We start from the raw sequence: 23541 nt of genomic DNA on the forward strand, positions 1-23541 counted from the left end.
GGATGGCGCCCGCAAACCCCAAGACCGACCGGACCTGGCGCGGCTTCGCCCGGACCCTGGCCCTGTCCATGGCCGGCCTGTTCGCGGGCTACCTGGCCCTCGCGGTGCTGGTCGACCCCTACGATACCGGCCGCTCGACGCTGCTCTCCCGGGGCGCCGTGCGGCCGCAGGGACCGCGCACCGCCTCGGCCGTCCGCGGCCGCGATCCGGCCTACACGGGCGTCGTGATCGGCAACTCGCACATCCAGCTCATCGAGCCGGCGGCCCTGACCCGGCTCACCGGCATCCCGTTCCTCCAGCTCTCGGTGCCGGCCACCGGTCCCTCCGAGCAGTTCGCCCTTCTCGGCTGGTACCTGCAGCACCATGCCCGCCCGGCCGCGATCGTGCTCTCGGCCGATTCGTTCTGGTGCGCGGACGACCCCGCCTTCCCGAGCGAGCACGGATTCCCGTACTGGCTCGTGGGCGACTGGCCGGCCTACCTGAGGGGGCTCATCCGCTTCTCGGCCGCGCAGGAGACGATCAACCGGCTCGGCTGGCTCCTGAACTCGCGCCACAAGACCGCCGCCGCCGACGGCTGGTGGGATTACGAGCGCAACTACCTGAGCCAGGGGTTCGGCGTCGATCCCGCCAAGAAGGCGGCCCTGGAGAAGCCGGTCGGGCCGGAGCCGGAGCCGCGCCACGGCGGGCCGTTCCCGATCGCGGCGCGCCTGCGCACCGAGCTGACGCGGATCCCGGCGGAGACGCCGGTCGTGGTGGTCTTCCCGCCGGTCTATCGTCGCGGCGAGCCGCCGCCCGGCAGCCCCCGGGCGCGGGCCGAGGCGACCTGCCGGGCCGAGGTGCGCGCCGTGCTGGCGGCGCACGCCCTCAGCACGGTGGTCGACTGGCGCGACGGCCGCCCCGCGGCGGCGGATCCCGACCAGTTCTTCGACCAGACCCATTACAGGCTGCCGATCGCCCGAGGCCTCACGACCGAGATCGGCGACGCCATCGTACGGTTGCGGACCAGATGACAGCGTAAAACATCTGTACCGTGGCCTGTTTGCCGCACGCGCCGATGCAGTGACAGCCAGTTACAGCCCCTGCATCCGTGTGCGTTGTGGCGCTGAGGCACCTCGACTATACGGCACCTCACGTTATCGCCGCACACCGGCCATCCCCTGGTGGGCGGTTTACCATCCAGCGAGGGTGACGCATGGCGAAGGTGCAGCTGGAGGACGGCTACGTCCCGTCCGACGACGAGCCCTTCATGAATGACCGGCAGCGCGAATATTTCCGGCGCAAGCTGCTGAGCTGGAAGAACGACATCCTGCGCGAGGCGCAGGATACCCTGGTGGCGCTGCAGAGCGAGAACGAGAACCACCCCGATCTCGCCGACCGCGCGTCGTCCGAGACGGATCGGGCGATCGAGCTGCGGGCCCGGGACCGCCAGCGCAAGCTCACCGGCAAGATCGACGCGGCGCTGGCCCGGATCGAGGACGGATCTTACGGGTTCTGCGAGGAGACCGGCGAGCCGATCTCCCTGCGCCGCCTCGACGCGCGGCCGATCGCGACCCTGTCGCTCGAGGCCCAGGAGCGGCACGAGCGCCGCGAGCGCGTCTACCGCGACGACTGACCGGGACCCGGCCGCGCGCCGGATCCTGTGGCCGGCGCGCCGCTCACTGCGTGAGCCGCAGCGCCCCGATGCTCGCCTGAATCGACTTGAAGGCCTTGATCAGGTCGTCGGACGAGTTGGCGAGGTAGAACTGGTCCGGCGACGAGGCGCAGTTTCGCAGCAGCGTCTGCCCGGCCGAATCGATCGGGTCGGTCGGGATGCTGAACCCGATCGTGTAGATCGAGATGTTGACCGTCTTCACGTTCGCGCACGCCTCCGCGGTGAGCGCGTCGAGCGCCTTCCGCGCCGTATTGCCGTCGGCGATGTTGGTGTTCTGATACGCCGTGGTCAGGCGCGGGTTCGGCGTCGTGCCGTTGGCGTTCCTGAAATAGCCGGACGCGAAGTAGAGCGAGCCGGTCGGCGCGTTCGAATTGGTACCCCAGCTGTTCGTGCCGTCGGTCATCAGGATGATGATCTTGTTGATGGTCGTGGCATTCGAGCTGTTCGCGCTCGACGCGTAGGGTTGCCCGTCCGCGAAGACGCTGTTGGGCGAGAGCGTGCGCCAGCCCCACATGAATCCCTCGTGGATGTTGGTCGATCCGGACGGCGCCATCTTGTCGATGAGGGTCTTCAACGCGTTCGTGTTGTTGGTCAGCCGCTGAAGCGGCTGGGTCGTGCAGCCGAAATTCGGACCGTTCGGGATCCCGAGGGGCGCGCCGGACGCCGCGTCCTTCGGATTGATGTACTTGCAGGCTTGGCCGAGCGCGGTGTTGTAGGAATTGCTGTTCTGGCACGCGGGGCCGGTCTCGTCGTCGATGTAGCTGTTGTAGCTGTAGGCCGTCGTCCTCTGGCTCCCGACCGGGAAGGGCGCGACGCCCGACGTGCCGTCGCCCGGCTCGTCGGGTGCGAGCAGCGGCACGTAGTAGGAATCCTTGGTCGTCGGTGCACCGTCCTGGACGTTGAACGGGTAGGGGAGCGCCTCGAGACAGCCGGCCCAGCCCCAGTTCCGGTTCACCGCCTGCAGCTTCGCGAACACATCGAAGCGGTTCTTGAACGGGGCCGGATTCGACGGGACGATATTCGTCCAGTGGTAGCTGGACAGACCGTTCTGATCGATCCAGGGCGCGTAACGGTAGGCGATGGGATCGACCGCCACGGCGGCCGCGAAGGGGACGATCGCGACTTTGGTCGCACTGGAGAAAGCCGGGCTGGTGTAGACGTAGTTGACGAAATCGGTCGCCGCCGTCTGCACGGCCTGAAGTTTCGACTGCCCTCCGCTCGACGCGGCCATCGACCCCGTATTGTCGAGCACCAGCGCGATCTCGAAGGTTTTCGGCAGCGGCGTGGCGCATTGCGAGACGGCGCCCGGGTTGATGCGCTGGGTGCCCGTCAGCCCCCCGAAGAAGGTCGTCGACTGCTTGTGGGCGGTCAGGGTGATCTTGCGCGGGTTGCTGGTGATGGCCAGCCGATCGACCGCGAGGTTCGCGGCGCCCATGGCGCCGGCCAGCGTCGTCTGCGCCATCGCGTTAAGGTCGGCCTCCGACGTCGTCAGCGGCGTCTGGCAGAGCAGGAGCGCCGTGGCGTCGGTCGCGGCCTGGAGCTTCGTCTCCAGCCGCGTGGCGAAGCCGTAATCGATCGCCGCGCCGCCGACCATCACCATCGGCACGCTCAGGAACGCGAACAGCAGGGCGACGTTGCCGCCGCGGTCGCGCAGGATGTCGCGGCGCCGCTGGCGGCGGCCGTCAGGACTAGCGGACGATCTTCGTGCCATCGCAGTTCGCGTGTTGGTCGTCCGGCAGGACGACTTCCGTGTAGGTGCTGGTGCCGTAGGCCTGTCCGCCGCGGGTCGGCCACGGTGCGCTGCTGGTGAACGTGATCGTATTGCTCACGCCCTTAGCGAGCTTGACGAGGGCACTGCCGATCATCGGCGTGTAGCTGATGCTGACCTCGGCCAGGACGTAGCGCATCCCGGGCATCCGGTAGCCGTCCGGCACGGTGAGGCCCGCCGCTGAGCCCTGGCTCCGCGGAGTCCCGTTGACGTTGGCGACGCTGGAGCAGACCAGCGGAGGGCCGCTCGGATTCTTCGCGTCGATGCCCATGGCACTGACCACGATCTTGACCTTCGACGTGTCGAACGGGCGCATCACCGCCGTCGCGGACGCGAGGATGTCGTTCATCACGGTGGCGCTGATCGGGTTCTGGGTGTCGCCCTGCGCCGTCAGGTCGGCGACGGTGCGGCCGAGCTGCGTCAGCTTGCGCCACTCGTCGATGGCGTGCGCCATCTCGGTCATGCCCGCCCAGATCGCGAGCAGGACCGGCAGGATGACGGCGAACTCGACCGCGGCGCCGCCGCGCCGGTCGTGCCGCAGCCGCGCCGTCCGCCGGGCTAGGACGGTGAGGACGGGCACGGGCTCGCTCCGACGATCTGGTAAGGCTCGGTGCGGAACACCGCCGTGGACGTCAGCAGGCTCGATCCCTCCGCGGACCCGCTGGTGAACTGCCGCGTGTTCAGGCCCATCAGGTTGAAGAAGGTCGGGAACGGCACCGCCGCCGTGACGATCACGATCGTCCCCGGCGAGGCGCATTTGTAGTTGGAGCCGAAGCTCGTGCTCCACGTGCCCGTAGCGGTGTCGATCGGCTTGGCGGCGGTGGCGCCCGAGAAGCTGCTCGCGGTGGAGACGTCGATCTTGACGTTCTGGCAGTTGAACACGGTGGCGACGGGGCTGCTGGCCGGACCGCACATCCGCGCCTTCAGAGCCGCGAGCACGGTCGCGGGATTGGTCTGGCCCGCGGTGTCGAGCTGGAACTGGCCAGTAAAGATCGTCCGGACCGCGTTCTGGAGCGCGCGATCGAAGTTCTGCGTCGCCCAAATCTGAAACACGATCTGAATGATCGCGCCGCACAGCGCCAGGAACGGCAGGGCCACGAGGGCGAATTCCACGGCAGCCGCGCCGCCGGTGTCGCGCGCGAGGCGCTTCAGGAGACCACCTGATGTCACTTTGACCTGCGCGCGTAAAAGTCCTCGGACGTTCATGAGCGAGCAGATCAGTCAGAAGTAGCCATCTGGACCGATGTGACGCCAAGCTTTTGCAAAACCCTTAATCCGATCGACTAGAGCAGGCTTATCAAACGACTGCTACTTTTGGTTGTGTGGGCGCGCGCCGGCCGGCGTCGCGCCGTTGACGCCCCGGCGGCGCGCACCAGTTCTTCGCGCGCGGGCTTGGCCGGAGAAACGCATGAGACTTCCCCTGATCGCGCTCGTGGTCGGCGCGACGGCCGTCGCGCTCGCGGCCTGCGACGCGCCGAAGCCGGGGCCGGCCGGGCCGCCCGGCGCGAAGGGGGATCAGGGACCGGCGGGGCCGGCAGGGCCCGCGGGGGTGAACGGAGCGACTGGCGCCCGGGGGCCCGCGGGCGAGACGGGGCCGCCCGGACCTTCCGGGCCGCCGGGACCGTCCCTGAACAGCCAAGTGCGCCTCGACGTGGCGTGCCGCCGTGACGAGGAATTGATTGGCGCTTACTGCCGAGGCATGGCGGTTCTGCCGTCCGTGACCGTCACGGACGGCGTGTCCACGGTCGGCTGCCTCGACATGACCGCCAAGGCCGCCAAGGATGCCCAGCCCGTCGCGGTCTGCATGAAGAAGCCATGAGATTCGCCGTCCCCGCTCTCCTGGCCGCGCTGGTGTCCGGCCCCGCCGGCGCGCAATCCTTCGTGCCCACCGAGCGGGCGGCGATCGACCTCGTGCGCGACCGGCGCACCGCCGGTTTCACCACCGTGGCGCGGACGCTGGCCTACGCCGAGCGCGCGACCGGCGGCGCCTTCCGGCTCGGCGGGTACCGCGTCGATTACCGCCCGGACGTCCCCTTCGCCCGGGTGCGGATCTGCTACCGCCTGGGACTCGACCCGCCAACCTGCGGCCTCGCTTACCGCGTCGCGGTCAACCCCGCCCATGTCGAGCCGGCCGACCGCTACAACGGCCTGACGCGCGATCTGGAGCACGGCCCGCAGGCGTTCCTCCGGGCGCTCGCCCGGGAGGCCGATCTCCTGCGCCAGCCGAACTTCCTGCGCAAGGTCGAGGCCGCGCTCGAGCCCTTCAACCCCTACGATTGGCGCTGAGGGCGTAAGCCGCCGGAGCGGCCCTCAGAGCAGCCGCGGCCAGCGCAGGAGCCGCTCCGGCGCGAAGGCCGCGACCGGCACCGCCGGAGTTCGTCCGGTGGCGAGGTCGGCGACGATCTCGCCTGTGATCGGGCCGGTGGACAGGCCGATATGCCCGTGGCCGAAGGCGAAGAGCAGGCCGTCGTGGCGAGGCGCTCGGCCGATCACCGGCATCCCGTCGGGCGTGGACGGGCGGGAGCCCAGCCACGGCGCGTTGTCCAGCGGCCCGCCGAGCCGCAGCGTCTCGGCCGCCTCCCGGGACGCCGCCTCGATCTGGGTATGGTCGGGGGTGGCGGTGCGGGCGTTGAGTTCCACGCCGGACAGGACCCGCACCCGGTGATCGCCCATCGGGGACAGGATCGAGCCCGCGCCCGTGTCGAGGACCGGCCGGGTCAGCGGCGGGCTGTCCGGATGCAGGGCGTAGTGACGATGGTAGCCGCGCTCGGCGGCCACCGCGAAGCGGTAGCCGAGGGTTCGGGCGAGCGTCCCCGAGGCCGCGCCGGCCGCGAGGACAACCTGCCGGGCCCGCACCGCACCAGTGTCGTGATCGACGCGCCAGCCGCCCGCCTCGGGCTCCAGGCGGGCGACGCTGCCCCGACGGCGACGGCCGCCGAGGCCGGTAAACAGGGCCTCGCACGACTCGATGAGCCGGCCGGGCTCGCGCACCGAGCCGGTCTCGGTGAGCAGCATGGCCCGCGCGTAGGGCCGGACCAGAGCCGGCTCGAGAGACTGCAGGGCCGCCGTGTCGAGAATGTCGAAGGCGACCCCGTGCCCGGCCAGGATCTCGCGCTCCAGGGCGGCGGCCGCGAAGGCCGCCTCGGTGCGGTAGGCCTTGATCCAGCCCGACCGCTGCAGCCGGTCTCCGGTTCCGGCCCGGGCCGCCAGGCGCTCGTGGGCCGGATAGGCGGCGCTGGTCAGCGGCAGCAGCGCCGCGGCGGCACGGCGCCAGCGGGAAGCGCGCGCGGCGGCGAGGAAATGCGCGGTGTAGGGAATGATCCGCGGGAGATGCGCGTAGTGCAGCCGCAGGCCGCGATCGGCGTTCCGCAGGTAGGCCGGGAGCTTGCCCCACAGCGCGGGGCTCGACATCGGCAGGATCGAGCCGCGGCTGACCACGCCGGCATTGCCGTAGGAGGTCCGGGCCCGCGCCTCGCCCGGATCGCAGAGGACCACGTCGAGCCCCCTGTCTCTCAGCGCGATCGCACTGGCGAGGCCGACCATCCCGCCGCCGACCACCACGATGTCGGCCGTCTCGTCCGTCGCCATGCCGCTCAGTTCCCGCACCGCACCAACCGCGCCCTTCTGACCGGTTTCCGGTGTCCTGGGTAGCGGGCCCCCGCAGGGTCGCGCGTCGGGGCGGTGGGATCGCGAAGTCCCGCGCACATTCCCGCGGAGATCGGCTAGAGAGCGGACCATGACCCTCGTCCGCTTCGCTCCCTCGCCGACCGGCTATCTCCATATCGGCAATGCCCGGCCGGCCCTGCTCAACGCCCTGTTCGCCCGCCGGACCGGCGGCCGCTTCCTGCTGCGCCTCGACGACACCGACGCGGAACGCTCCACGGAGGCCTTCGCGGAGGCGATCGGCGCGGATCTCGCGTGGCTCGGCATCGTGCCCGACCTGTTCGCGCGGCAGAGTGCCCGCAAGGCGCAGCACGACGCTGCCGCCGACCGCCTGCGCGAAGCGGGCCGGCTCTATCCCTGCTACGAGACGCCGGAGGAGCTGGAGCGCCGCCGCAGGCGCCAGCTCGGGCGCGGCCAGCCGCCGATCTACGACCGGGCGGCGCTGCGGCTCACCGCCGAGGAGCGGGCCGCGCTCGAGGCCGAGGGCCGCCGGCCGCACTGGCGCTTCCTGCTGGAGGCGCGGACCGTCACCTGGGACGACCTCGTCCGCGGACCGGCCCATGTCGACTGCGCGTCCCTGTCGGATCCGGTGCTGATCCGCGCCGACGGCAGCTATCTCTACACGCTGCCCTCGGTCGTGGACGACGCCGATCTCGGGATCACGCACGTGATCCGCGGCGAGGACCACGTCACCAACACCGGCGTGCAGGTGCAGATCTTCGAGGCCCTGGGCGCGGCCGTCCCAATCTTCGGTCACCACAACCTGCTGACGACCGCCGACGGGGAGGGGCTGTCGAAGCGCCTCGGCCACCTGTCGCTGCGCGGCCTGCGCGAGGCCGGCTACGAGCCCGCGGCGGTGCGCTCGCTGGCGGTGCTCACCGGCTCGGCCGAATCGGTGCGGGCGGTGCCCGACCTCGACACCCTCGCGGGCCTCGTCGATCTCGGCGAGATCTCGCGGGCGCCCGCCCGGTTCGACCCGGCGGAGCTCGACGGCCTCAACGCCCGCCTGATCCACGCCATGCCGTACCCGGAGGCGGCGGCGCGCCTCGCGGTGCTCGGGATCCCGGAGGACCGGGCCGAGGCCTTCTGGCTCGCGGTGCGGGCCAATCTCGGGCGGGTCCCGGAGGCGGCCGACTGGTGGCGGGTCGTGGCCGGTCCCGTCGAGCCGGTGCTCACCGAGCCCGCCGTGATCGCGGCCGCCCGCGAGACCCTGCCGCCCGAGCCGTTCGGCCCGGAGACCTGGAAGGCCTGGACGGCCGAGATCCGGACCCGCACCGGCGCCAAGGGGCGCGGCCTGTTCATGCCGCTGCGGCTCGCGCTGACCGGTCTCGAGCACGGGCCGGACCTCGCCGGCCTGCTGCCGCTGATCGGACGGGAGCGGGCGGCGCGCCGGCTCTCCGGCGCGGCCGCCTGAGCGATCAGCGGCCGGGCTTCGGGCGCGCCTCGATCAGCGCGGCATCGAGCAGGAAGCTGCCGTCGGCCTCGATGCCGAAATGGGCGGTGACTTCCGCGGCTGCCGCGGCCTGGAGGGCCCGGATCGCCGCGACGTGGGTCTCCGGCGTCCGCATCCGGGCGATCCAGCTCGCGAACTCCATGCGCGGCCGACTCGGCGTCGCGGAACCGGGCTCGAAGCCGGCCGCCTCCAGCAGGGCCCGCCATTCCGACACCCGGTAGTCGCGGACGTGCGAGGGGTCGCGCAGCAGCTCCACCGCCTGCAGGTGCGTGTCGAGCAGCGGATCCTCGGGCGCGACGATGTCGCTGACGATGAGGAACCCGTCCGGCCGCAGCACCCGCCGCGCCTCCGCCAGGGCGGCCGGCACGTCGCGCCAGTGGTGGGCACTGTAGCGGGTCAGGATCGCGTCGAAAGCCGCGTCCGGGAAGGGCAGGGCCTCGGCGCCGCCCTGACGGGTCTCGATCCGGTCGAGTCCCCGCCGGGCCGCCTCGGCGGAGACCGCCGCCAGCATCTCGGCCGACAGGTCGTAGGCCGTGACGGCGGCGCCGGCGGCGGCGGCCGCGAAGGCGACGTGGCCGCCGCCGCAGCCGAGATCGAGCACCCGCAGCCCCGGCCGCGCGCGGACCCGCTCGCCGATCCGGTCGAGGTCGGCGCCGGCGGCGTGCACGGCGCTGGTGACGTAGGCGGAGGCCTGCGCGCCGAACTGGTCGACGACGTGTCGGGCGTGGCTGCGGGCGTTCATCGGCGGATCTCCCGGTTCAGGTCGCGAGCGGCTTCAGGCGGGACAGCCGCAGGGCGATCGTCAGCGCCAGACCGTACAGCCCGCCCACGAACAGCACCACGCCGTTCCACCCGGAATGGGCGAAGAACCAGCCGCCCGCGGTCCCGAGGACCGACGAGCCCAGATAGTAGAGGCCGAGATAGATCGCCGAGGCCTGGGCCCGGTCGCGCAGGGCCCGCCGCCCGACCCAGCTGCTCGCGACCGCGTGGGCGCCGAAGAAGCCCACCGTCGTCACCACGATGCCGGCCAGGATCTGCGGCAGGTTGTCCGCCAGCGTCATCACGATCCCCGTCAGTCCGACCGCCGTGGCGACCCAGAGGACGCGGCGGCGGCCGAAGCGGCTCGCCAGCTCGCCGGTGACCGGGCTGCTGACCATGCCGGCGAGGTAGACGGAGAAGATCAGCCCGATCACCGCCTGGCTGAGCGCGTAGGGCGGTTCGAGCAGGCGGAAGCCGATGTAATTGTAGATGCAGACGAAGCCGCCCATCAGCAGGAACGCCTCGGCGAAGAGCCAGGGCAGGCCGGCGTCGCGGAAATGGTGGGTGAAGCTGCCCGGCACCTCGGCCCAGGCCAGCCGGCGCGGCACGAAGCGGCGCGAGGGCGGCAGCCACCGCCAGAACGCCAGCGCGGCGGCCAGCGCGAGGCCCCCGATCACCGCGAGACCGGCGCGCCAGCTCACGAAATCCGCCATGACGCCGCTGATCAGGCGGCCCGACATGCCGCCCAGCGCGTTGCCGCCGACGAGCAGACCCATCGACAGGCCGATGGCCTTGGCGTCCATCTCCTCGGCGAGATAGGCCATGGCGACGGCCGGGAGTCCGCTGGCCGTCAGCCCGGTGAGCGCGCGCAAAGCCAGGAAGCCGTACCAGCCGGGGACCAGGGCGGCCACGACCGTGATCACCGCCGAAGCGACCAGCGAGGCCAGCATCACCGGCTTGCGCCCCCAGATCTCCGAGAGCGGGCTGACGACGAGCAGCGCCACCGCGAGCAGCCCGCAGGGCAGCGACAGGGCGAGGCTGCTCACCGCCGGCGAGACGCCGAAATCTTCCGCGTAGATCGGCAGGAGCGGCTGGACCGCGTAGAGCACCGCGAAGGTCGAGAAGCCGGCGGCCGCCAGGGCCAGCGCCGTGCGGCGGAAGACCGGTGTGCCCGACCGGATGAGCGCGCCATCCGCCTCGCTGTCCATCATTGTCCCATGCCGCTTTCCTCAACCGGTGGTGGGGCGCTGGGGCTGAACGGTCAACTGCCGCGCGGGACATGCCCGCGCGGTGGCCGCCTCACCGCGGCTGCGGAGGCGGCGACGGCGGCGCGGCCTGTCCTTGATCCTGCCCCTGCTGCAGCAGCGGCGTGATCCGCTGGACGACGACGCGGCGGTTCTCCCGCGACGGGCCCTGCGTGTTCACCTTGAGGTACTGCTCGCCGTAGCCCTGGGTGGTCAGGTTCTCCGGCGGCACGCGGAACTGCTCGGTCAGCACGGTCGCCACCGACTGGGCGCGCCGGTCCGACAGGGACAGGTTGTCCAGCGCGGAGCCGACCGCGTCGGTGAAGCCCTCGATCAGGAATACCTCGCGCAGGTTGGCCCGGATGGCGCGGTTCATCGCGGCGGCGATCACCGACAGCTTGGCCGCCTGATCGGGCGTGACGGTGAACGAGCCGGTGTCGAAGGTGATCGTGTTGATGTCGACCGAGCGCAGGCGGGCGCGGAGGTCCGGGCTGTAGCGGATCTGATCGAGCGTGTACCGGCGATCGACCTGCACGACGGGCGGCGCCGTCAGCGCCTCATAGACCTCCGCCTCGTCGGCCTGGGCATAATCCACGATGTAGCGGTCCCGCGGGATACGGATCTCCGGAGGCGGCAGCACCACCACGTCCTCGTAGACCGGGCGGAGCGGGCCGGCGTAGCTGTTGTCGATCAGGATGAGCTCGCGGCCGTCGCGATAGCGGAGATAGCGGCGCAGCATCCGCCCGTCGTCGTTTGTCACGGTGACGATCTGCTCGCCGCCGGGCCGGTCGACGTAGCTGTAGAAATCCGCGCCCTGACGCTCGAACCGGTAGCCGCGCGGGTCGAGAGAGCGGAAGCGCTCGTTTTCGTCGTGGCGGATCAGGTAGCCGTCGCGGTCCTGCACGATGATGCGGCCCGGCTCCCGGTAATAGGTCCGGCCATCCTCCCTGAACTCGCGACGGTCGGTGCGAACCTGCTCGAAGTCGCGCACGGCGTCGTTCTGGCGGAACCCGCCGGGGACGTAGCCCGGCTGGCCTGGCCGGTTGAAGGCGTTCGGATCGGCCGGGCGGCCGGGGCCGCCCGCGGGCGGTTGTCCCGGTTGTCCCGGCGCCGGTCCCGGCTGCGGCCCGCCTGGCGGCGGGGCCTGCCCTGGGGTGGGCGCCTGTCCTGGCGGCACGAACGGCCGTCCCGGGATTCCCGGCGCCATGTGGGGCCGCCGTGCGGGGCTTCGCCGCCGTGGGGGCCGCGCTCGTCGGMACCACCTTGCGCCACCTGGATCGGGCCCGGTGCGGCATCGGCGAGCTGCACGAGGGTGATGCCCGGCAGCACCGTGCCGGTGAGGAGAATCAGGCGGAGCAGGCGCATCGCGGTCTCGTCTCGCTTCAGGCCGAGCCGAACACCGCGCGTCGCGTTTGGTTCCGCGTGCTCGGACGCGGAACCGGCCTCAGGGCGTGAGGCGCTGGGGCACCGCGATCACGTCGGGCGCGATGATGCGCACGGCAACGTGATCCGGCTTCGGCTCCGCGGCCTTCGCGCCGTCGGCCGCGGCGGCATCGGCCTTCGCCGCGTCGTCGCGGCCGAGTCCCGCGCCGCCCTTCGTGTCGACGCCCGCGCGGCCGGCGGCGTCGGCGGCGAGTTCCGCCGCAGTCCGGTCGGCCCGGCCGACCAGGGTCAGGCGCACCTTCGGCCGCGACAGGGCCTCGGCCTGCATCGGCGTCACGAAGATGTCGCCCTTGTGCCGGACCAGCATGCTCTCCGCCTTCACGAGGGACTGTGCCCACGTCTTGCCCTCGGGCTTGCACGAGCAGTTCGGCACGAATTCCTTGCGGAATTTGAAGGCGTTGGCGAGGTTGGCGTAGGCGCGGCTGCCCTTCACCGAGGCGGCGTGCTTCAGGGCATCGTCGCCGTACGGCATGGAATAGGCCTGCGCCTCGGTCCCCGGGCAGAGGGCCTGACACATCTCGTCGGCGCCGCCGCGGCCTTCAGGCAGGTTCTTCATCGGGAAGTAGCCGCCGTCGCAGGTGCGCACGCAGACCATCTGCGGGCCGCCTCGTCCGTAGGCCTCGCCGGAGGCCGCGGAGGCCTCGCGCGGCGGGCAGGTGGAGGCGACCAGACCTTGGAGCTCGCGCTTCCGGGCGCCGCTGTCGTCGATCACCGCGCCGCCATAGGTGGCCTTTAGGGCGCGGATCCGCTGCTCCACCGCGCCGCACTGGGGCGGCCGCGTGTCGAAGAACAGGAACTTGCCGCCTTCGCAGTTCAGGCCGCGGAAATAGGCTTCGAGCCGCCCGATCTCGTCGTTCAGGGCGCGCGTCGTGCTGGCGCCGCTCTGGAGCGAGGCCAGCTCCGCCCGGTACCGCCGGCACTGGGGCGACGGCAGCTGCGGCGCCGGCCGCGCCTCGGCGGGCGGCGGGCCGGACCCGGCCTCCTGCGCGATGGCGGAGGTGGCGAGCGGGTAGGACAGTCCGAGGGCTATGGCCGCGCTCAGGATGAGGCGGCCGAGCGTACGGACGATCGGGCGGTGAGGCATAGGCTGCATCGCGTTGATCGGGTGCGCGGAGATCCGAAGAATCCAGGCCCGCGCGCATCCGCGCTTCGGAACGGAAGCGGAGCCATTCTACGCCCCCTCGCAAGACCGCGACACCCCTCCTACATCCGGCCGGCAAGCGTGAGGGGGAATTGACTGGCGATGTTGTTTCGGAGTCTCACCTATGTTGGGCTTCTGGCGCTGGGCCTGTCGGCCGCCGGGCCGGCTTCGGCGCAGGAGCCGGACCGGATCTTCGACAAGTCGACGGTCTGGCGCCCGCTGACGCCCAACGACAAGCTCGTGGTCTACGGCGTCGACGATCCGGCGGTCTCGGGCGTGGCCTGCTGGTACACCCAGCCCGAGAAGGGCGGCATCAAGGGCACGCTGGGCCTGGCCGAGGATGTCTCGGACATCTCGCTGGCCTGCCGGCAGACCGGGCCGATCACCTTCAAGGGCAAGTTCAGCCAGGGCGAGGTGGTGTTCAGCGAGCGCCGGTCGCTGATCTTCAAGTCGATGCAGATCGTCCGCGGCTGCGACGCGAAGCGCAACACGCTGATCTACATGGTCTACTCGGACAGGGTCATCCAGGGTTCGCCGAAGAACTCGACCTCGACGGTGCCGCTGGCGCCCTGGGGAACCGAACCGGCGCAGAAATGCGCCGACTTCATCAAGTGAGCGGCGCTCGGTGACGTGCGCTGTCCGCGCGTCGTTTCGGCGGCGGGCCGCCCGCGGCCTGCTCAGTCCTGACAGGTGATCCGGATCGGGCGCTCGGACGGCGCCGGGACCGGCTGGCTGATCGCGCCGGTATACTCGTCGGCGGCGGCGACGCCGTAGGAATTCGCGGCGGCGTAGCCCTGGGCCTCGCACCACGCGTTGGCGACCACCTGGCCGCAGTCGCTGCCCGGCGTCGTCAGGCACTCGCCGACGCCGTAGCCGTCGCTCGACGGGATCAGGAAGGTCTTCTCGACATGGGCCGGGGCCTTCGCGGGCGTCTCGCCGTCCGTGCCGGCCAGCGCGGCGTGGGTCAGGCCCGCGCAGGCGAGAACGGTGGCGAGAGCGAGGGAACCGGCGGCCGAGCGTCGCATGGATTGTCCTTGGGCACAGGATCTGTGGCGTGAGGATCGTGGCCCGGACGGTCCGACGGCGCGGTTAAGGAAGCCTTACCCGCATGGCGCGCAGGCCATCTCGAATTCCTCACGCTTTTGGGTTAGCCCCATCGCGCGGGCCGCGCCGTCGCCGCAATGCAACAGGGTGCTGTGCCGGGGCTGGCGGATCCGCCACGTTTCGGCCGCTCTTCGCCGCGCGGGGCTCTCAGGTCGTTGAAGGCAGGGCCGGATTTCCGGCCACGGCTCCGGGCCGGACGTCATCCCCGGCGCCGGAAAAGGGATGGGTTTCATGGCGCCGATGTTGCGGCTCTACAACACGCTGACGGGCGCCAAGGAGGCCTTCGCTCCGATCGACCCGCAGCATGTCCGTGTCTACGCCTGCGGCCCGACCGTCTACGACGCCGCCCATATCGGCAACGCCCGGCCGATCATCGTCTTCGACCTGCTGTTCCGCCTGCTGCGCCACCTCTACGGGCCGGAGCACGTCACCTACGCGCGCAACGTCACGGACGTGGACGACAAGATCAACGCCCGGGCGGCCGAGCGCGGCATCACCATCCGCGAGCTGACCGACGGGACGCTCGCGCAGTTTCACCGCGACGTGCGCGACCTCGGCGTGCTCATGCCCGAGGACGTGAACGTGCCGGGCGCGCGGCCCCGCTTCATGGAGCCGCGGGCGACCGACCACATCGCCGAGATGGTCACCATGATCGAGGCGCTGGTGCGGACCGGACACGCCTACGTGGCGGCGGACCACGTGCTGTTCGACGTCCCGTCGATGCCGGATTACGGCGGCCTGTCGAAGCGGCCGCTCGACGAGATGGAGGCGGGCGCCCGGGTCGAGGTCGCCCCCTACAAGCGCTCGCCCCTCGACTTCGTCCTGTGGAAGCCGGCGAAACCAGGCGAGCCGTCCTGGCCGTCGCCGGCCGGGATCGCGGTCGCGGGACGGCCGGGCTGGCACATCGAGTGCTCGGCCATGTCGGCCAAGCATCTCGGCCGGACCTTCGACATCCACGCGGGCGGCATCGACCTGATCTTCCCCCACCACGAGAACGAGGTGGCGCAGTCCCGCTGCTGCTTCGGCACGCCCGTGATGGCCAATGTCTGGCTGCACAACGGCTTCCTCCAGGTGGAGGGCGAGAAGATGTCGAAGTCGCTCGGCAACTTCATCACCATCCGCGACGTGCTGAACGACTGGCCGGGCGAGGTCGTGCGCCTCACCATGCTCAAGACCCAGTACCGGCAGCCGATCGACTGGACCCTGCGCGGCCTGGAGGAATCGAGCCGCGTGCTCGATCGCTGGTACAACGCCGCCGCCGACGCGCCCGCCGCGGGCGACGTCCCCGCCGGGGTGGTCGAGGCGCTCTGCGACGACCTCAACACGCCGGCGGCGATCAACGAGCTGCATCGGCTCGCGAGCGGCGCGGAGGCGCAGGCCGGCGCGCTGAGGGCCGGTGCGAATCTTCTCGGGTTTCTCGCGCGCACCCGCAGCGACCGCGAGCAGGATCAGGTCGCGGCCTCCGGCGTCGACGTCGCGGCCGTCGAGGCGCTGATCGCCGAGCGCCGCGCGGCGCGGGCCGCCAAGGACTGGGCCGCCTCCGACCGGGCGCGCGACGCCCTCGCGGCGATGGGCGTCGCCGTGAAGGACAACAAGGACGGCACCACGACTTGGACCGTGGCGCGCTGATTGCTGAGCCGGCCGTCGATGACACGGATGTGACGGCGGCCGCGGCCATGCGCCCGCTTGCGCGGCGCGGCCCGGGCGGCATCTGTGATCCGGGGGCTCGCGCCGGAGAAGAGCAGCACGTGACCAGCTTCGGGACCACATACGGGACCATCGGGGCGCGATGCGCCGCGGCCGCATCGGCCCTGGCCCTCGGGCTGGGCCTGTCCGGGCCGGCCGCCGCGATCGATGGCGGGTCGGCCGCCGGGCTGGATGCCCTGGCGCAGGCCACCGTGGCGATCGGCACGATCACCCAGCCCGAGGAGGCGCTGAACCTGACCCGCTGCACCGGCGTGCTCATCGCGCCGGATCTCGTGCTCACGGCGGCCCACTGCGTGAACGGCGATCCGCTGGGCGCGCTCGTGGTGTTCTTCCGGGGCAGCGAGCCGGCGCGGCCGGTCTACGGGGCACGGGTCGTCGCCCGCTACAGCCCCGATCCGGGGGAGATGCTGCCGAACGAGGCGTCGGGCGTCAGCCTCTCCGATCTCTCCCTCGACCTGGCGGTCCTGCGCCTGACCGAGCCGGTGCGCGACCGGCGGCCGGTGCCGCTCGCGGCGGATCCGGGCCGCGTCCCGAAGAGCCTGCGCATCGCCGGAGCCGGCCTCTCCGGCCGGACGGTCGGGCGCCTGCGCACCGCCACGCTGACGCCGGTCGCGGCGAGCAGCACCGGGCTGACCATCGCCCGGGCCAACGGCGCCCGCGTCTGCTTCGGCGATTCCGGCGGCCCGGTCGTCGCGCAGGATCGCCGCGGAACCTACATCTGGGGCGTGGCCAGCGCGGTGATCAGCCGGGCCGCGCCCTGCGGCGGCTACGTGGTGATCGCGCCGGCCGCGCAGGTCTTCTCCGCCTCCGGGACGCGGTGAGGCCTGGGAAGACCGCGGGAACGCGAAAACCCCGCGCGGCCGGACCGCGCGGGGTTTTTCACGGGACGGTGCGCCCGGCGGGTCAGACCGCCATGCGCTCCTCGCCGTCCATCGGCTCGCGCAGCACGTAGCCGCGGCCCCAGACGGTCTCGATGTAGTTCTTGCCCTGGCTGGCGTTGGCGAGCTTCTTGCGCAGCTTGCAGATGAAGACGTCGATGATCTTCAGCTCCGGCTCGTCCATGCCGCCGTAGAGATGGTTGAGGAACATCTCCTTGGTGAGCGTCGTGCCCTTCCGGAGCGAGAGGAGTTCCAGCATCTGGTACTCCTTGCCGGTGAGGTGCACCCGGGCGCCGCCGACCTCGACGGTCTTCTGATCGAGGTTCACGATCAGGTCGCCGGTGGTGATGACCGACTGGGCGTGGCCCTTCGAGCGGCGCACGATGGCGTGGATGCGCGCCACCAGCTCGTCCTTGTGGAACGGCTTGGTGAGGTAGTCGTCGGCGCCGAAGCCGAGACCCTTCACCTTGTCCTCGATGCCGGCCATGCCGGAGAGGATCAGGATCGGCGTCTTCACCTTCGCCACGCGGAGCGAGCGGAGCACCTCGTAGCCCGACATGTCGGGCAGGTTCAGATCGAGGAGGATGATGTCGTAATCGTACAGCTTACCGAGATCGACACCCTCTTCCCCGAGGTCGGTGGTGTAGGTGTTGAAGTTCTCGGACTTGAGCATCAGCTCGATGCTCTGCGCGGTCGCGCTGTCGTCCTCGATCAAAAGTACCCGCATCGTCGGTCCCCAGCCCCGCCGGCCGCATCAGCGCGCAGACACGTCCCAGCCTTCGCCCGCCACCGGCCTGTGGACGGGCGCTCCGTCGCTCTTGACGTGGAACGCTATGGATTAATCGTTAACAAAACCTGATTCCTGCCCGCAAGCGTCTCGTTCGAAGTTCCGCGAGCTTGACAGGAGAAACACCGTTCCTCCGGTCTCGCCCTCGGCCCCGATTCCGATCCGCCTGCGTCCAGGTCGCTCGCCCCCTTCGGCGTAAGTACTTCCTCCGTAACGATTCGATCCCCGGTGTTGTCCGAGGGACACACCGGTACGACTTCGTCGGGCGCGGCGGTGACCGCGACCCGGATCGAGCCGCTACGAGCCCGTGACCCGCAGTGTTAAGGAGGCCGGTAAACGAAGCGTTGAGAGCCAGGCCGATGACACAGGATCCGGCAAGATCCGTTGCTTCCCTCGCGGCGGCGCGGGCCGCCCTGGACCGGGTCGAGGTGCTGGAGACGTTCGGCCGGGTCGTGGCGATCCGCGGCCTGCTGGTCGAAGTCGCCGGCCCTGTGGCCGCGATGCGACTCGGAGGCCGGGTCGACGTCGAGGGCGCCAACGGCCACGGGCTGGTCCCCTGCGAGATCATCGGGTTCCAGGGCGATCGGGCGCTGGCGATGCCGTTCGGCTCGCTGGAGGGGGTGCGGCGCGGCTGTCCGGCCTATGTCCGCGACGAATCGGCCGGCGCGATCCGGCCCTCCGGTGCGTGGCTCGGCCGGGTGATCGACGCTCTCGGTCGGCCGGTCGACGGGCTCGGCCCCCTGGCGCAGGGGAGCGACGTCTATGCCCTGCGCGCGGACCCGCCTCCCGCCCATGCCCGCACGCGGGTCGGCGGTCCGCTGGATCTCGGCGTCCGGTGCATCAACACGTTCCTCACCATGTGCGCCGGCCAGCGGATGGGCATCTTCGCCGGCTCCGGCGTCGGCAAATCGGTGCTGCTGTCGATGCTGGCCCGCTACACCGCCGCCGACGTGGCGGTGATCGGCCTGGTGGGCGAGCGCGGCCGCGAGGTGCAGGAATTCCTCCAGGACGATCTGGGTGCCGCCGGCCTCGCACGCTCGGTGGTCGTCGTGGCGACCTCCGACGAGCCGGCCCTGATGCGCCGGAACGCGGCCTACGTGACCCTGTCGGTCGCCGAGTATTTTCGCGACCAGGGCGCCAAGGTCCTGTGCATGATCGACTCGATCACGCGCTTCGCCATGGCCCAGCGCGATATCGGCCTCGCCGCCGGCGAGCCGCCGACCGCCAAGGGCTACACGCCGACCGTCTTCTCGGAACTGCCGCGCCTGCTCGAACGGGCCGGCCCCGGCGTGGGGCAGGGGACGATCTCGGCCCTGTTCACCGTCCTCGTGGAGGGCGACGACCACAACGAGCCCGTGGCCGACGCGGTTCGGGGCATCCTCGACGGCCACATCGTCATGGAGCGCGCCATCGCGGAGCGCGGGCGCTACCCGGCGATCAATGTGCTGCGCTCGGTCTCGCGGACCATGCCGCGCTCCTGCGATCCGGCCTACCTGCCGGTGGTGCGGCGGGCGCGGCGGCTGCTGTCGACCTACGCCGACATGGAGGAGTTGATCCGGCTCGGCGCCTACCGGGCCGGCTCCTCCCAGGAGGTCGACGAGGCGGTCGCGCTCATGCCCCATCTTGAGGCTTTTCTGGGGCAGGGTAAGGAAGAAGCAACGTCCATCGGCGATGGTTACGCACGGCTCTCCGAGATCATCGGCGGGGCCTAGGCACCATGGGCCGGGGCGTTAACGCTTCGGCGCGATCATGGTGCACGTGGGGGATCCGGGCGGGTCTGCCGTGGGCAGGCTCGCGCACAGGCTCGGTCCGGGCACGATCCCGGGCGCGGCCTCAAGCGTTGCGTGGAGTGAGCGTCCTGATGAAATCGCGTGACACGCTGATCCGCCTGCGCCGCTTCCAGGTCGACGAGAAGCGCCGGCGCGTGACCCAGATCGAGATGATGATGGCCGACTTCCAGCGCATGGCGGTGGAGCTCGATCGCGAGGTCGCCGTCGAGGAGGCGCGGGCCGGAATCACTGATGTCGGTCACTTCGCCTACCCGACCTACGCCCGCGCCGCGGCGACGCGCCGGGACAACATGATTCAATCTGCCCAGGCTCTCGAAGGCCAGCTCGCCGAGGCGAAGGCCGAGCTGGGCGAGGCGTTCGAGGAGCTCAAGAAGGTCGAGATCCTGAACGACCGGGAGCGGACCGCCGAGCGCGCGGCCGAATCGGCGCGCGACCAGGCTGCCATGGACGGGATCGGCCTCAACCGCGCTCGGGGTTGACGCAGTCCGTCGGACCGCTCGGCCGGCTCCCGCGGCACGAAACCGTCACGATCACCTGACAAGGGGGATCGCGGCGGTGTCATGCCGCTTGCAGCGCGTCGCGTGCCGGCGCATCAGGGGCTCTCCCCAGGGCGTCGGTGTTCATGAAGAAGATCAGCGAGTTCATCTGGCCCTTGATCGGCCTCGCGGCCGTCGTGATATCGGGCTACTTCCTCTACCAGGAATTGAAGACGACCTCGCTCTCGGCGATCTGGGCAGCGGTTCTCGCGATCCCGCCGCACCGCATCCTGCTGGCGGCGCTCTCGACCCTGGTCGCCTACGCGGCGCTCGCCTGGTACGACCGGATCGCCCTGCTGCACCTGGGTGTCCGCCACATCTCGTGGCTGTTCGTCTCGCTCTGCTCCTTCACGACCTACGCGCTCTCGCACAATATCGGCGCCTCGGTCTTCTCCGGCGCGCTCGTCCGCTATCGGGCCTACACGGCCAAGGGCCTGACCGCCGCGCAGGTCGCCGTGCTGGTAGCCCTTTGCTCGTTCACGTTCTTCCTGGGCACGATCCTGCTCGGCGGCTTCACGCTGGTGGTCGACCCGAACCTGCTGTCGCGGCTTGAGGGCAAGCTGCCGGGCTTCCTCACCGATCCGAAAACCGCGCTGATCGTCGGCATCGGCATGCTGGGCTTCGTCGGCCTGTACGTGATCGGCTCGATCCTGCACCTGCGCCCGCTTCACATCCGTTCCTTCAAGCTCGAATATCCCAGGCCCGGCATCATGGGCCGCCAGCTTCTGGCTGCGCCGCTGGAGCTGCTGGGGGCGGCCGGAATCATCTACTTCGCGCTCCCCGAAGCGATGAATCCGGGCTTCATCCCGGTGCTGGCGATCTTCCTGGCCTCGTTCTCGGTGGCGCTGGCCTCGCATGCGCCGGGCGGTCTCGGCGTGTTCGAGATCGTGTTCATCACGGCGATGCACATCACCGACGAAGCGCAGAAAGACGCGATCATCGCGGCGGTGATCATCTTCCGGATCTTCTATTTCTGGCTGCCGGCGCTGATCTCGGTGGTCGTGGTGATCGCCTTCGAGCGTTCGCGACTGGCCGCGGCGATCGGCTCGTCGGCGCACGGGCACAAGGCGTCCGCCGTCCCGGAGCCGCCGGTGATCGTCCCCGGCCTCGACGCCCACGAGCTGGAGCGGGAACTGAAGCACAAGGCGATCTGAGAGGGCTCGACGCACCGTCCCCCGGCTGGGTGACGCCGTCGCGCCTCCTCCCACGGGCTTCCGAACGCGCACGCCCGGGCACGCCCGGGATTGCTCCGCCGCGCGTGGCTGTTCGGCCCGCGCCGATCCGTCCGATGACCCGCGCTGGCGGCTGCGGCGGGGCGGATGCGCCCGCGCCGGAGCGGGCGGCGCGGCCGATCAGGCCTCAGATCGAGTTCACCGTCCGAAGCCGCGCCCGCGGGTGGATCTCGGCCTGGCTCATCACGGGCGTCTCGCGGCGGAAGCGCTCGATGATCGAGCGCACGAACGGCCGCGTCTGGGCCGATGTGACGAGAACCGGCATCTCGCCCTGGCGCGCCGCCGACTCGAAGCGGTCGCGCACGGTGTTGACGAACTCGCTGAGCTTCGACGGCTGCATCGCGAGGTAGCGCTCCTCGCGCTCGCCCACGATCGACTCCATGAACGCCTGCTCCCAGGCTGGCGACAGGGTGATGATCGGCAGCATGCCGTTCGGATCCTGGTACTGCGCGCAGATCTGCCGGCCGAGGCGCGCCCGGACGTGCTCGACCACGTCGCGGGGGTTCTTCACGGCGCCCGCGACCTCGGCGATCGCCTCCACGATCGCGCCGAGATCGCGGATCGAGACCCGCTCGGCGAGCAGGAACTGCAGCACGCGCTGGACGCCGGTGGTGGAGATCTGCGACGGCACGATCTCCTTGAGCAGGTCGGCGTGCTCCTTGGGCAACTCGCGGAGCAGTTTCGAGACCTCGACGTGGTTGAGGAGCTCCGAGACGTGGGCCTTGATGACCTCGGTGAGATGCGTCGACACGACGGTGGCGGCATCGACCACCGTGTAGCCCTTGAGCTGGGCCTGGTCGCGCAGGGCCGCGTCGATCCAGGTTGCCGGCAGGCCGAAGGTCGGCTCCAGCATGTGCTGCCCGGGCAGCTGGACCTGACCGCCCATCGGGTCCATCGCCATGAACTGGCCCGGGAAGATCCGGCCGGTACCCGCCTCGATCTCCTTGACCCGCACCACGTAGGCGTTGGCGTCGAGTTGGACGTTGTCGAGGATGCGCACCGACGGCATCACGAAGCCCAGCTCCGCGGCGAGCTGGCGGCGCAGCGCCTTGATCTGGTCGGTGAGCCGGTCCTGGCCCTCGCCGTTGACCAGGGCGAGGAGCGCGTAGCCTATCTCGAGCTTGAGGTCGTCGAGCTTCAGGAGGTCGGTGACCGTCTCCTCCTTCGCGGCACTGGCCGCGGCGACCGCGGCCGCATCCATCGGGACGCCCTGGGCGTCGAGGGGCGGCGCCAGCTTGGCGGTCCTGTTGATGCGCCACGCCGCGTAGCCGGCCCCGCCGCCCAGCAGGACGAAGGGCAGCATCGGCATGCCGGGCAGGAGGGCGATCAGCAGCATCACCGCCGCCGACATGCCCAGCGCCTTGGGGTAATGCGCGAGCTGCTTGCCGAGCGCCTTGTCGGCGGCCCCGCGCACGCCGGCCTTCGAGACCAGCAGGCCCGCCGCCGTCGACACGATCAGCGCCGGGACCTGGCTCGCGAGGCCGTCGCCGATGGTTAGCAGGGTGTAGCTCTTGGCGGCATCGCCGAAGCTCAGGCCCTGCTGCGCCACCCCGATGATGATGCCGCCGACCACGTTGATGAAGGTGATCAGCAGGGCCGCCACCGCGTCGCCGCGCACGAATTTGGAGGCACCGTCCATGGCGCCGAAGAAGGAGGATTCCTCCTCCAGCGCCGCGCGCCGGGCCTTCGCGGCCTTCTCGTCGATCAGGCCGGCCGACAGGTCGGCGTCGATGGCCATCTGCTTGCCGGGCATGGCGTCGAGGGTGAAGCGGGCCGCGACCTCGGCGATGCGGCCCGAGCCCTTCGTGATCACCACGAAGTTCACGATGATCAGGATCGCGAAGACGATGATCCCGATGACGAAGTTGCCGCCCATCACGAAGTGGCCGAAGGCCTCGATCACGTGGCCGGCCGCCGCGGTCCCCTCGTGGCCGTGCCCGAGGATCAGGCGCGTCGAGGCGAGGTTGAGGGCGAGCCGCAGCATCGTGGCGATGAGCAGCAGCGTCGGGAAGACTGTGAATTCCAGCGGATTGTCGATCGACAGGCCGGTCATCATGATCAGCACCGACATGATGATCGACACGGCCAGCAGCAGGTCGAGCAGGATCGCCGGCAGCGGGAAGATGAGGACCGCCAGGATCCCCAGCACGCCCGTGGCGAACAGCAGGTCTGACCGCTTCGACAGGGCCTGCAGGTCGCCGCGCGTCGGCAGCGTCAGCTGACCGAGGACCGCCGCCGCTCCTGCCTGTGCCGGCGCGCTCGCCGTCTCCGCCATCGATCCCACCCGCTGCCGTTCGCTCGGGACTGGCCCGGGACGTACCCGGCAAGATCTGCCGAGCGGATGGTTAGCGCGGCGTTAAGATGGAGCCTTCAGCGACGGGAACC

Annotated in this window: 22 protein-coding genes; 11 read left to right on the forward strand and 11 right to left on the reverse strand. The window is 70.8% G+C overall.

Annotation, left to right across the window (positions count from 1 at the left end; genetic code table 11):
* The first annotated feature begins 2 nt into the window (after positions 1 to 2).
* Positions 3 to 1010: a hypothetical protein gene (locus MOTC310_RS13425; protein ID WP_331302108.1), complete on the forward strand. Its 1008-nt coding sequence runs from the start codon at positions 3 to 5 to the stop codon at positions 1008 to 1010.
* Positions 1011 to 1192: 182 nt separating this feature from the next.
* Positions 1193 to 1612 (forward strand): RNA polymerase-binding protein DksA, encoded by a 420-nt coding sequence (gene dksA / locus MOTC310_RS13430; protein WP_012322444.1) that lies wholly within the window; start codon positions 1193 to 1195, stop codon positions 1610 to 1612.
* A gap of 43 nt (positions 1613 to 1655) precedes the next feature.
* Here the strand turns inward: dksA and MOTC310_RS13435 are convergent, their stop codons facing one another.
* From MOTC310_RS13435 to MOTC310_RS13445, 3 genes are read right to left on the reverse strand one after another with little or no spacing between them, the layout of a single operon-like run.
* Complete coding sequence (locus MOTC310_RS13435) at positions 1656 to 3362, reverse strand: TadE/TadG family type IV pilus assembly protein (RefSeq protein WP_331293406.1); 1707 nt, start codon at positions 3360 to 3362, stop codon at positions 1656 to 1658.
* On the reverse strand, positions 3340 to 3999 hold the full coding sequence (locus tag MOTC310_RS13440) for a TadE/TadG family type IV pilus assembly protein (RefSeq protein ID WP_331302109.1): 660 nt from the start codon (positions 3997 to 3999) through the stop codon (positions 3340 to 3342). The genes MOTC310_RS13435 and MOTC310_RS13440 overlap by 23 nt, the downstream gene beginning before the upstream one ends.
* The gene (locus MOTC310_RS13445; RefSeq protein WP_331293404.1) at positions 3978 to 4589 is read right to left on the reverse strand and encodes a TadE/TadG family type IV pilus assembly protein; all 612 of its coding nucleotides are present in this window, start codon (positions 4587 to 4589) and stop codon (positions 3978 to 3980) included. The genes MOTC310_RS13440 and MOTC310_RS13445 overlap by 22 nt, the downstream gene beginning before the upstream one ends.
* Before the next feature lie 238 nt (positions 4590 to 4827).
* On the opposite strand from MOTC310_RS13445, the gene MOTC310_RS13450 reads away from it, so the two are divergent.
* On the forward strand, positions 4828 to 5238 hold the full coding sequence (locus MOTC310_RS13450; RefSeq protein ID WP_331302110.1) for a hypothetical protein: 411 nt from the start codon (positions 4828 to 4830) through the stop codon (positions 5236 to 5238).
* Positions 5235 to 5705 carry a hypothetical protein gene (locus tag MOTC310_RS13455; protein ID WP_331302111.1) on the forward strand — a complete coding sequence of 157 codons (471 nt, stop codon included), beginning with the start codon at positions 5235 to 5237 and terminating at the stop codon, positions 5703 to 5705. Before MOTC310_RS13450 ends, MOTC310_RS13455 begins: the two co-directional genes overlap by 4 nt.
* 24 nt (positions 5706 to 5729) lie before the next feature.
* Here MOTC310_RS13455 and MOTC310_RS13460 read toward each other — a convergent pair whose 3' ends face one another.
* A complete protein-coding gene (locus MOTC310_RS13460; RefSeq protein WP_331302112.1) occupies positions 5730 to 7007 on the reverse strand; it encodes an NAD(P)/FAD-dependent oxidoreductase in 1278 nt (425 codons plus the stop codon).
* 148 nt (positions 7008 to 7155) lie between these two features.
* Here MOTC310_RS13460 and MOTC310_RS13465 point away from each other — a divergent pair, with 148 nt between their 5' ends.
* The gene (locus MOTC310_RS13465) at positions 7156 to 8496 is read left to right on the forward strand and encodes a glutamate--tRNA ligase (protein WP_331302113.1); all 1341 of its coding nucleotides are present in this window, start codon (positions 7156 to 7158) and stop codon (positions 8494 to 8496) included.
* Positions 8497 to 8500: 4 nt separating this feature from the next.
* Here the strand turns inward: MOTC310_RS13465 and MOTC310_RS13470 are convergent, their stop codons facing one another.
* The 4 genes from MOTC310_RS13470 to MOTC310_RS13485 form a co-directional block, all read right to left on the reverse strand.
* On the reverse strand, positions 8501 to 9277 hold the full coding sequence (locus tag MOTC310_RS13470) for a class I SAM-dependent methyltransferase (protein ID WP_331302114.1): 777 nt from the start codon (positions 9275 to 9277) through the stop codon (positions 8501 to 8503).
* Between the two features lie 16 nt (positions 9278 to 9293).
* Complete coding sequence (locus MOTC310_RS13475) at positions 9294 to 10502, reverse strand: MFS transporter (protein ID WP_331302232.1); 1209 nt, start codon at positions 10500 to 10502, stop codon at positions 9294 to 9296.
* 91 nt (positions 10503 to 10593) lie between these two features.
* Complete coding sequence (locus tag MOTC310_RS13480; RefSeq protein ID WP_331302115.1) at positions 10594 to 11529, reverse strand: OmpA family protein; 936 nt, start codon at positions 11527 to 11529, stop codon at positions 10594 to 10596.
* Positions 11530 to 11982: 453 nt separating this feature from the next.
* Positions 11983 to 13065 (reverse strand): DUF2865 domain-containing protein, encoded by a 1083-nt coding sequence (locus MOTC310_RS13485; RefSeq protein ID WP_331302116.1) that lies wholly within the window; start codon positions 13063 to 13065, stop codon positions 11983 to 11985.
* A gap of 159 nt (positions 13066 to 13224) precedes the next feature.
* Between MOTC310_RS13485 and MOTC310_RS13490 the strand changes: the two genes are divergently transcribed.
* Positions 13225 to 13737, forward strand: a complete 513-nt coding sequence (locus MOTC310_RS13490) for a CreA family protein (RefSeq protein WP_331302117.1) — start codon at positions 13225 to 13227, stop codon at positions 13735 to 13737.
* Positions 13738 to 13799: 62 nt separating this feature from the next.
* Here the strand turns inward: MOTC310_RS13490 and MOTC310_RS13495 are convergent, their stop codons facing one another.
* Positions 13800 to 14147, reverse strand: a complete 348-nt coding sequence (locus MOTC310_RS13495; RefSeq protein WP_331302118.1) for a hypothetical protein — start codon at positions 14145 to 14147, stop codon at positions 13800 to 13802.
* A gap of 310 nt (positions 14148 to 14457) precedes the next feature.
* On the opposite strand from MOTC310_RS13495, the gene cysS reads away from it, so the two are divergent.
* Positions 14458 to 15855, forward strand: a complete 1398-nt coding sequence (cysS, locus tag MOTC310_RS13500; protein WP_331302119.1) for a cysteine--tRNA ligase — start codon at positions 14458 to 14460, stop codon at positions 15853 to 15855.
* Positions 15856 to 15974: 119 nt separating this feature from the next.
* On the forward strand, positions 15975 to 16754 hold the full coding sequence (locus MOTC310_RS13505) for a trypsin-like serine protease (RefSeq protein WP_331302120.1): 780 nt from the start codon (positions 15975 to 15977) through the stop codon (positions 16752 to 16754).
* 82 nt (positions 16755 to 16836) lie between these two features.
* Here MOTC310_RS13505 and ctrA read toward each other — a convergent pair whose 3' ends face one another.
* Positions 16837 to 17538 (reverse strand): response regulator transcription factor CtrA, encoded by a 702-nt coding sequence (gene ctrA, locus MOTC310_RS13510; RefSeq protein WP_010683835.1) that lies wholly within the window; start codon positions 17536 to 17538, stop codon positions 16837 to 16839.
* A 419-nt stretch (positions 17539 to 17957) separates the two neighbouring features.
* On the opposite strand from ctrA, the gene fliI reads away from it, so the two are divergent.
* The 3 genes from fliI to MOTC310_RS13525 all read left to right on the forward strand — a co-directional run bounded on the left by fliI (position 17958) and on the right by MOTC310_RS13525 (position 21078).
* Positions 17958 to 19310, forward strand: a complete 1353-nt coding sequence (gene fliI, locus MOTC310_RS13515; protein WP_331302121.1) for a flagellar protein export ATPase FliI — start codon at positions 17958 to 17960, stop codon at positions 19308 to 19310.
* 149 nt (positions 19311 to 19459) lie between these two features.
* The gene (fliJ, locus tag MOTC310_RS13520; protein ID WP_012322462.1) at positions 19460 to 19867 is read left to right on the forward strand and encodes a flagellar export protein FliJ; all 408 of its coding nucleotides are present in this window, start codon (positions 19460 to 19462) and stop codon (positions 19865 to 19867) included.
* A gap of 143 nt (positions 19868 to 20010) precedes the next feature.
* Positions 20011 to 21078 (forward strand): lysylphosphatidylglycerol synthase domain-containing protein, encoded by a 1068-nt coding sequence (locus MOTC310_RS13525; protein ID WP_331302122.1) that lies wholly within the window; start codon positions 20011 to 20013, stop codon positions 21076 to 21078.
* Between the two features lie 205 nt (positions 21079 to 21283).
* Here MOTC310_RS13525 and flhA read toward each other — a convergent pair whose 3' ends face one another.
* Positions 21284 to 23431 (reverse strand): flagellar biosynthesis protein FlhA, encoded by a 2148-nt coding sequence (gene flhA / locus MOTC310_RS13530; RefSeq protein WP_331302123.1) that lies wholly within the window; start codon positions 23429 to 23431, stop codon positions 21284 to 21286.
* Positions 23432 to 23541: the final 110 nt, after the last annotated feature.

Source organism: Methylobacterium oryzae, assembly GCF_036441375.1.
Lineage (GTDB): Bacteria > Pseudomonadota > Alphaproteobacteria > Rhizobiales > Beijerinckiaceae > Methylobacterium > Methylobacterium oryzae_A.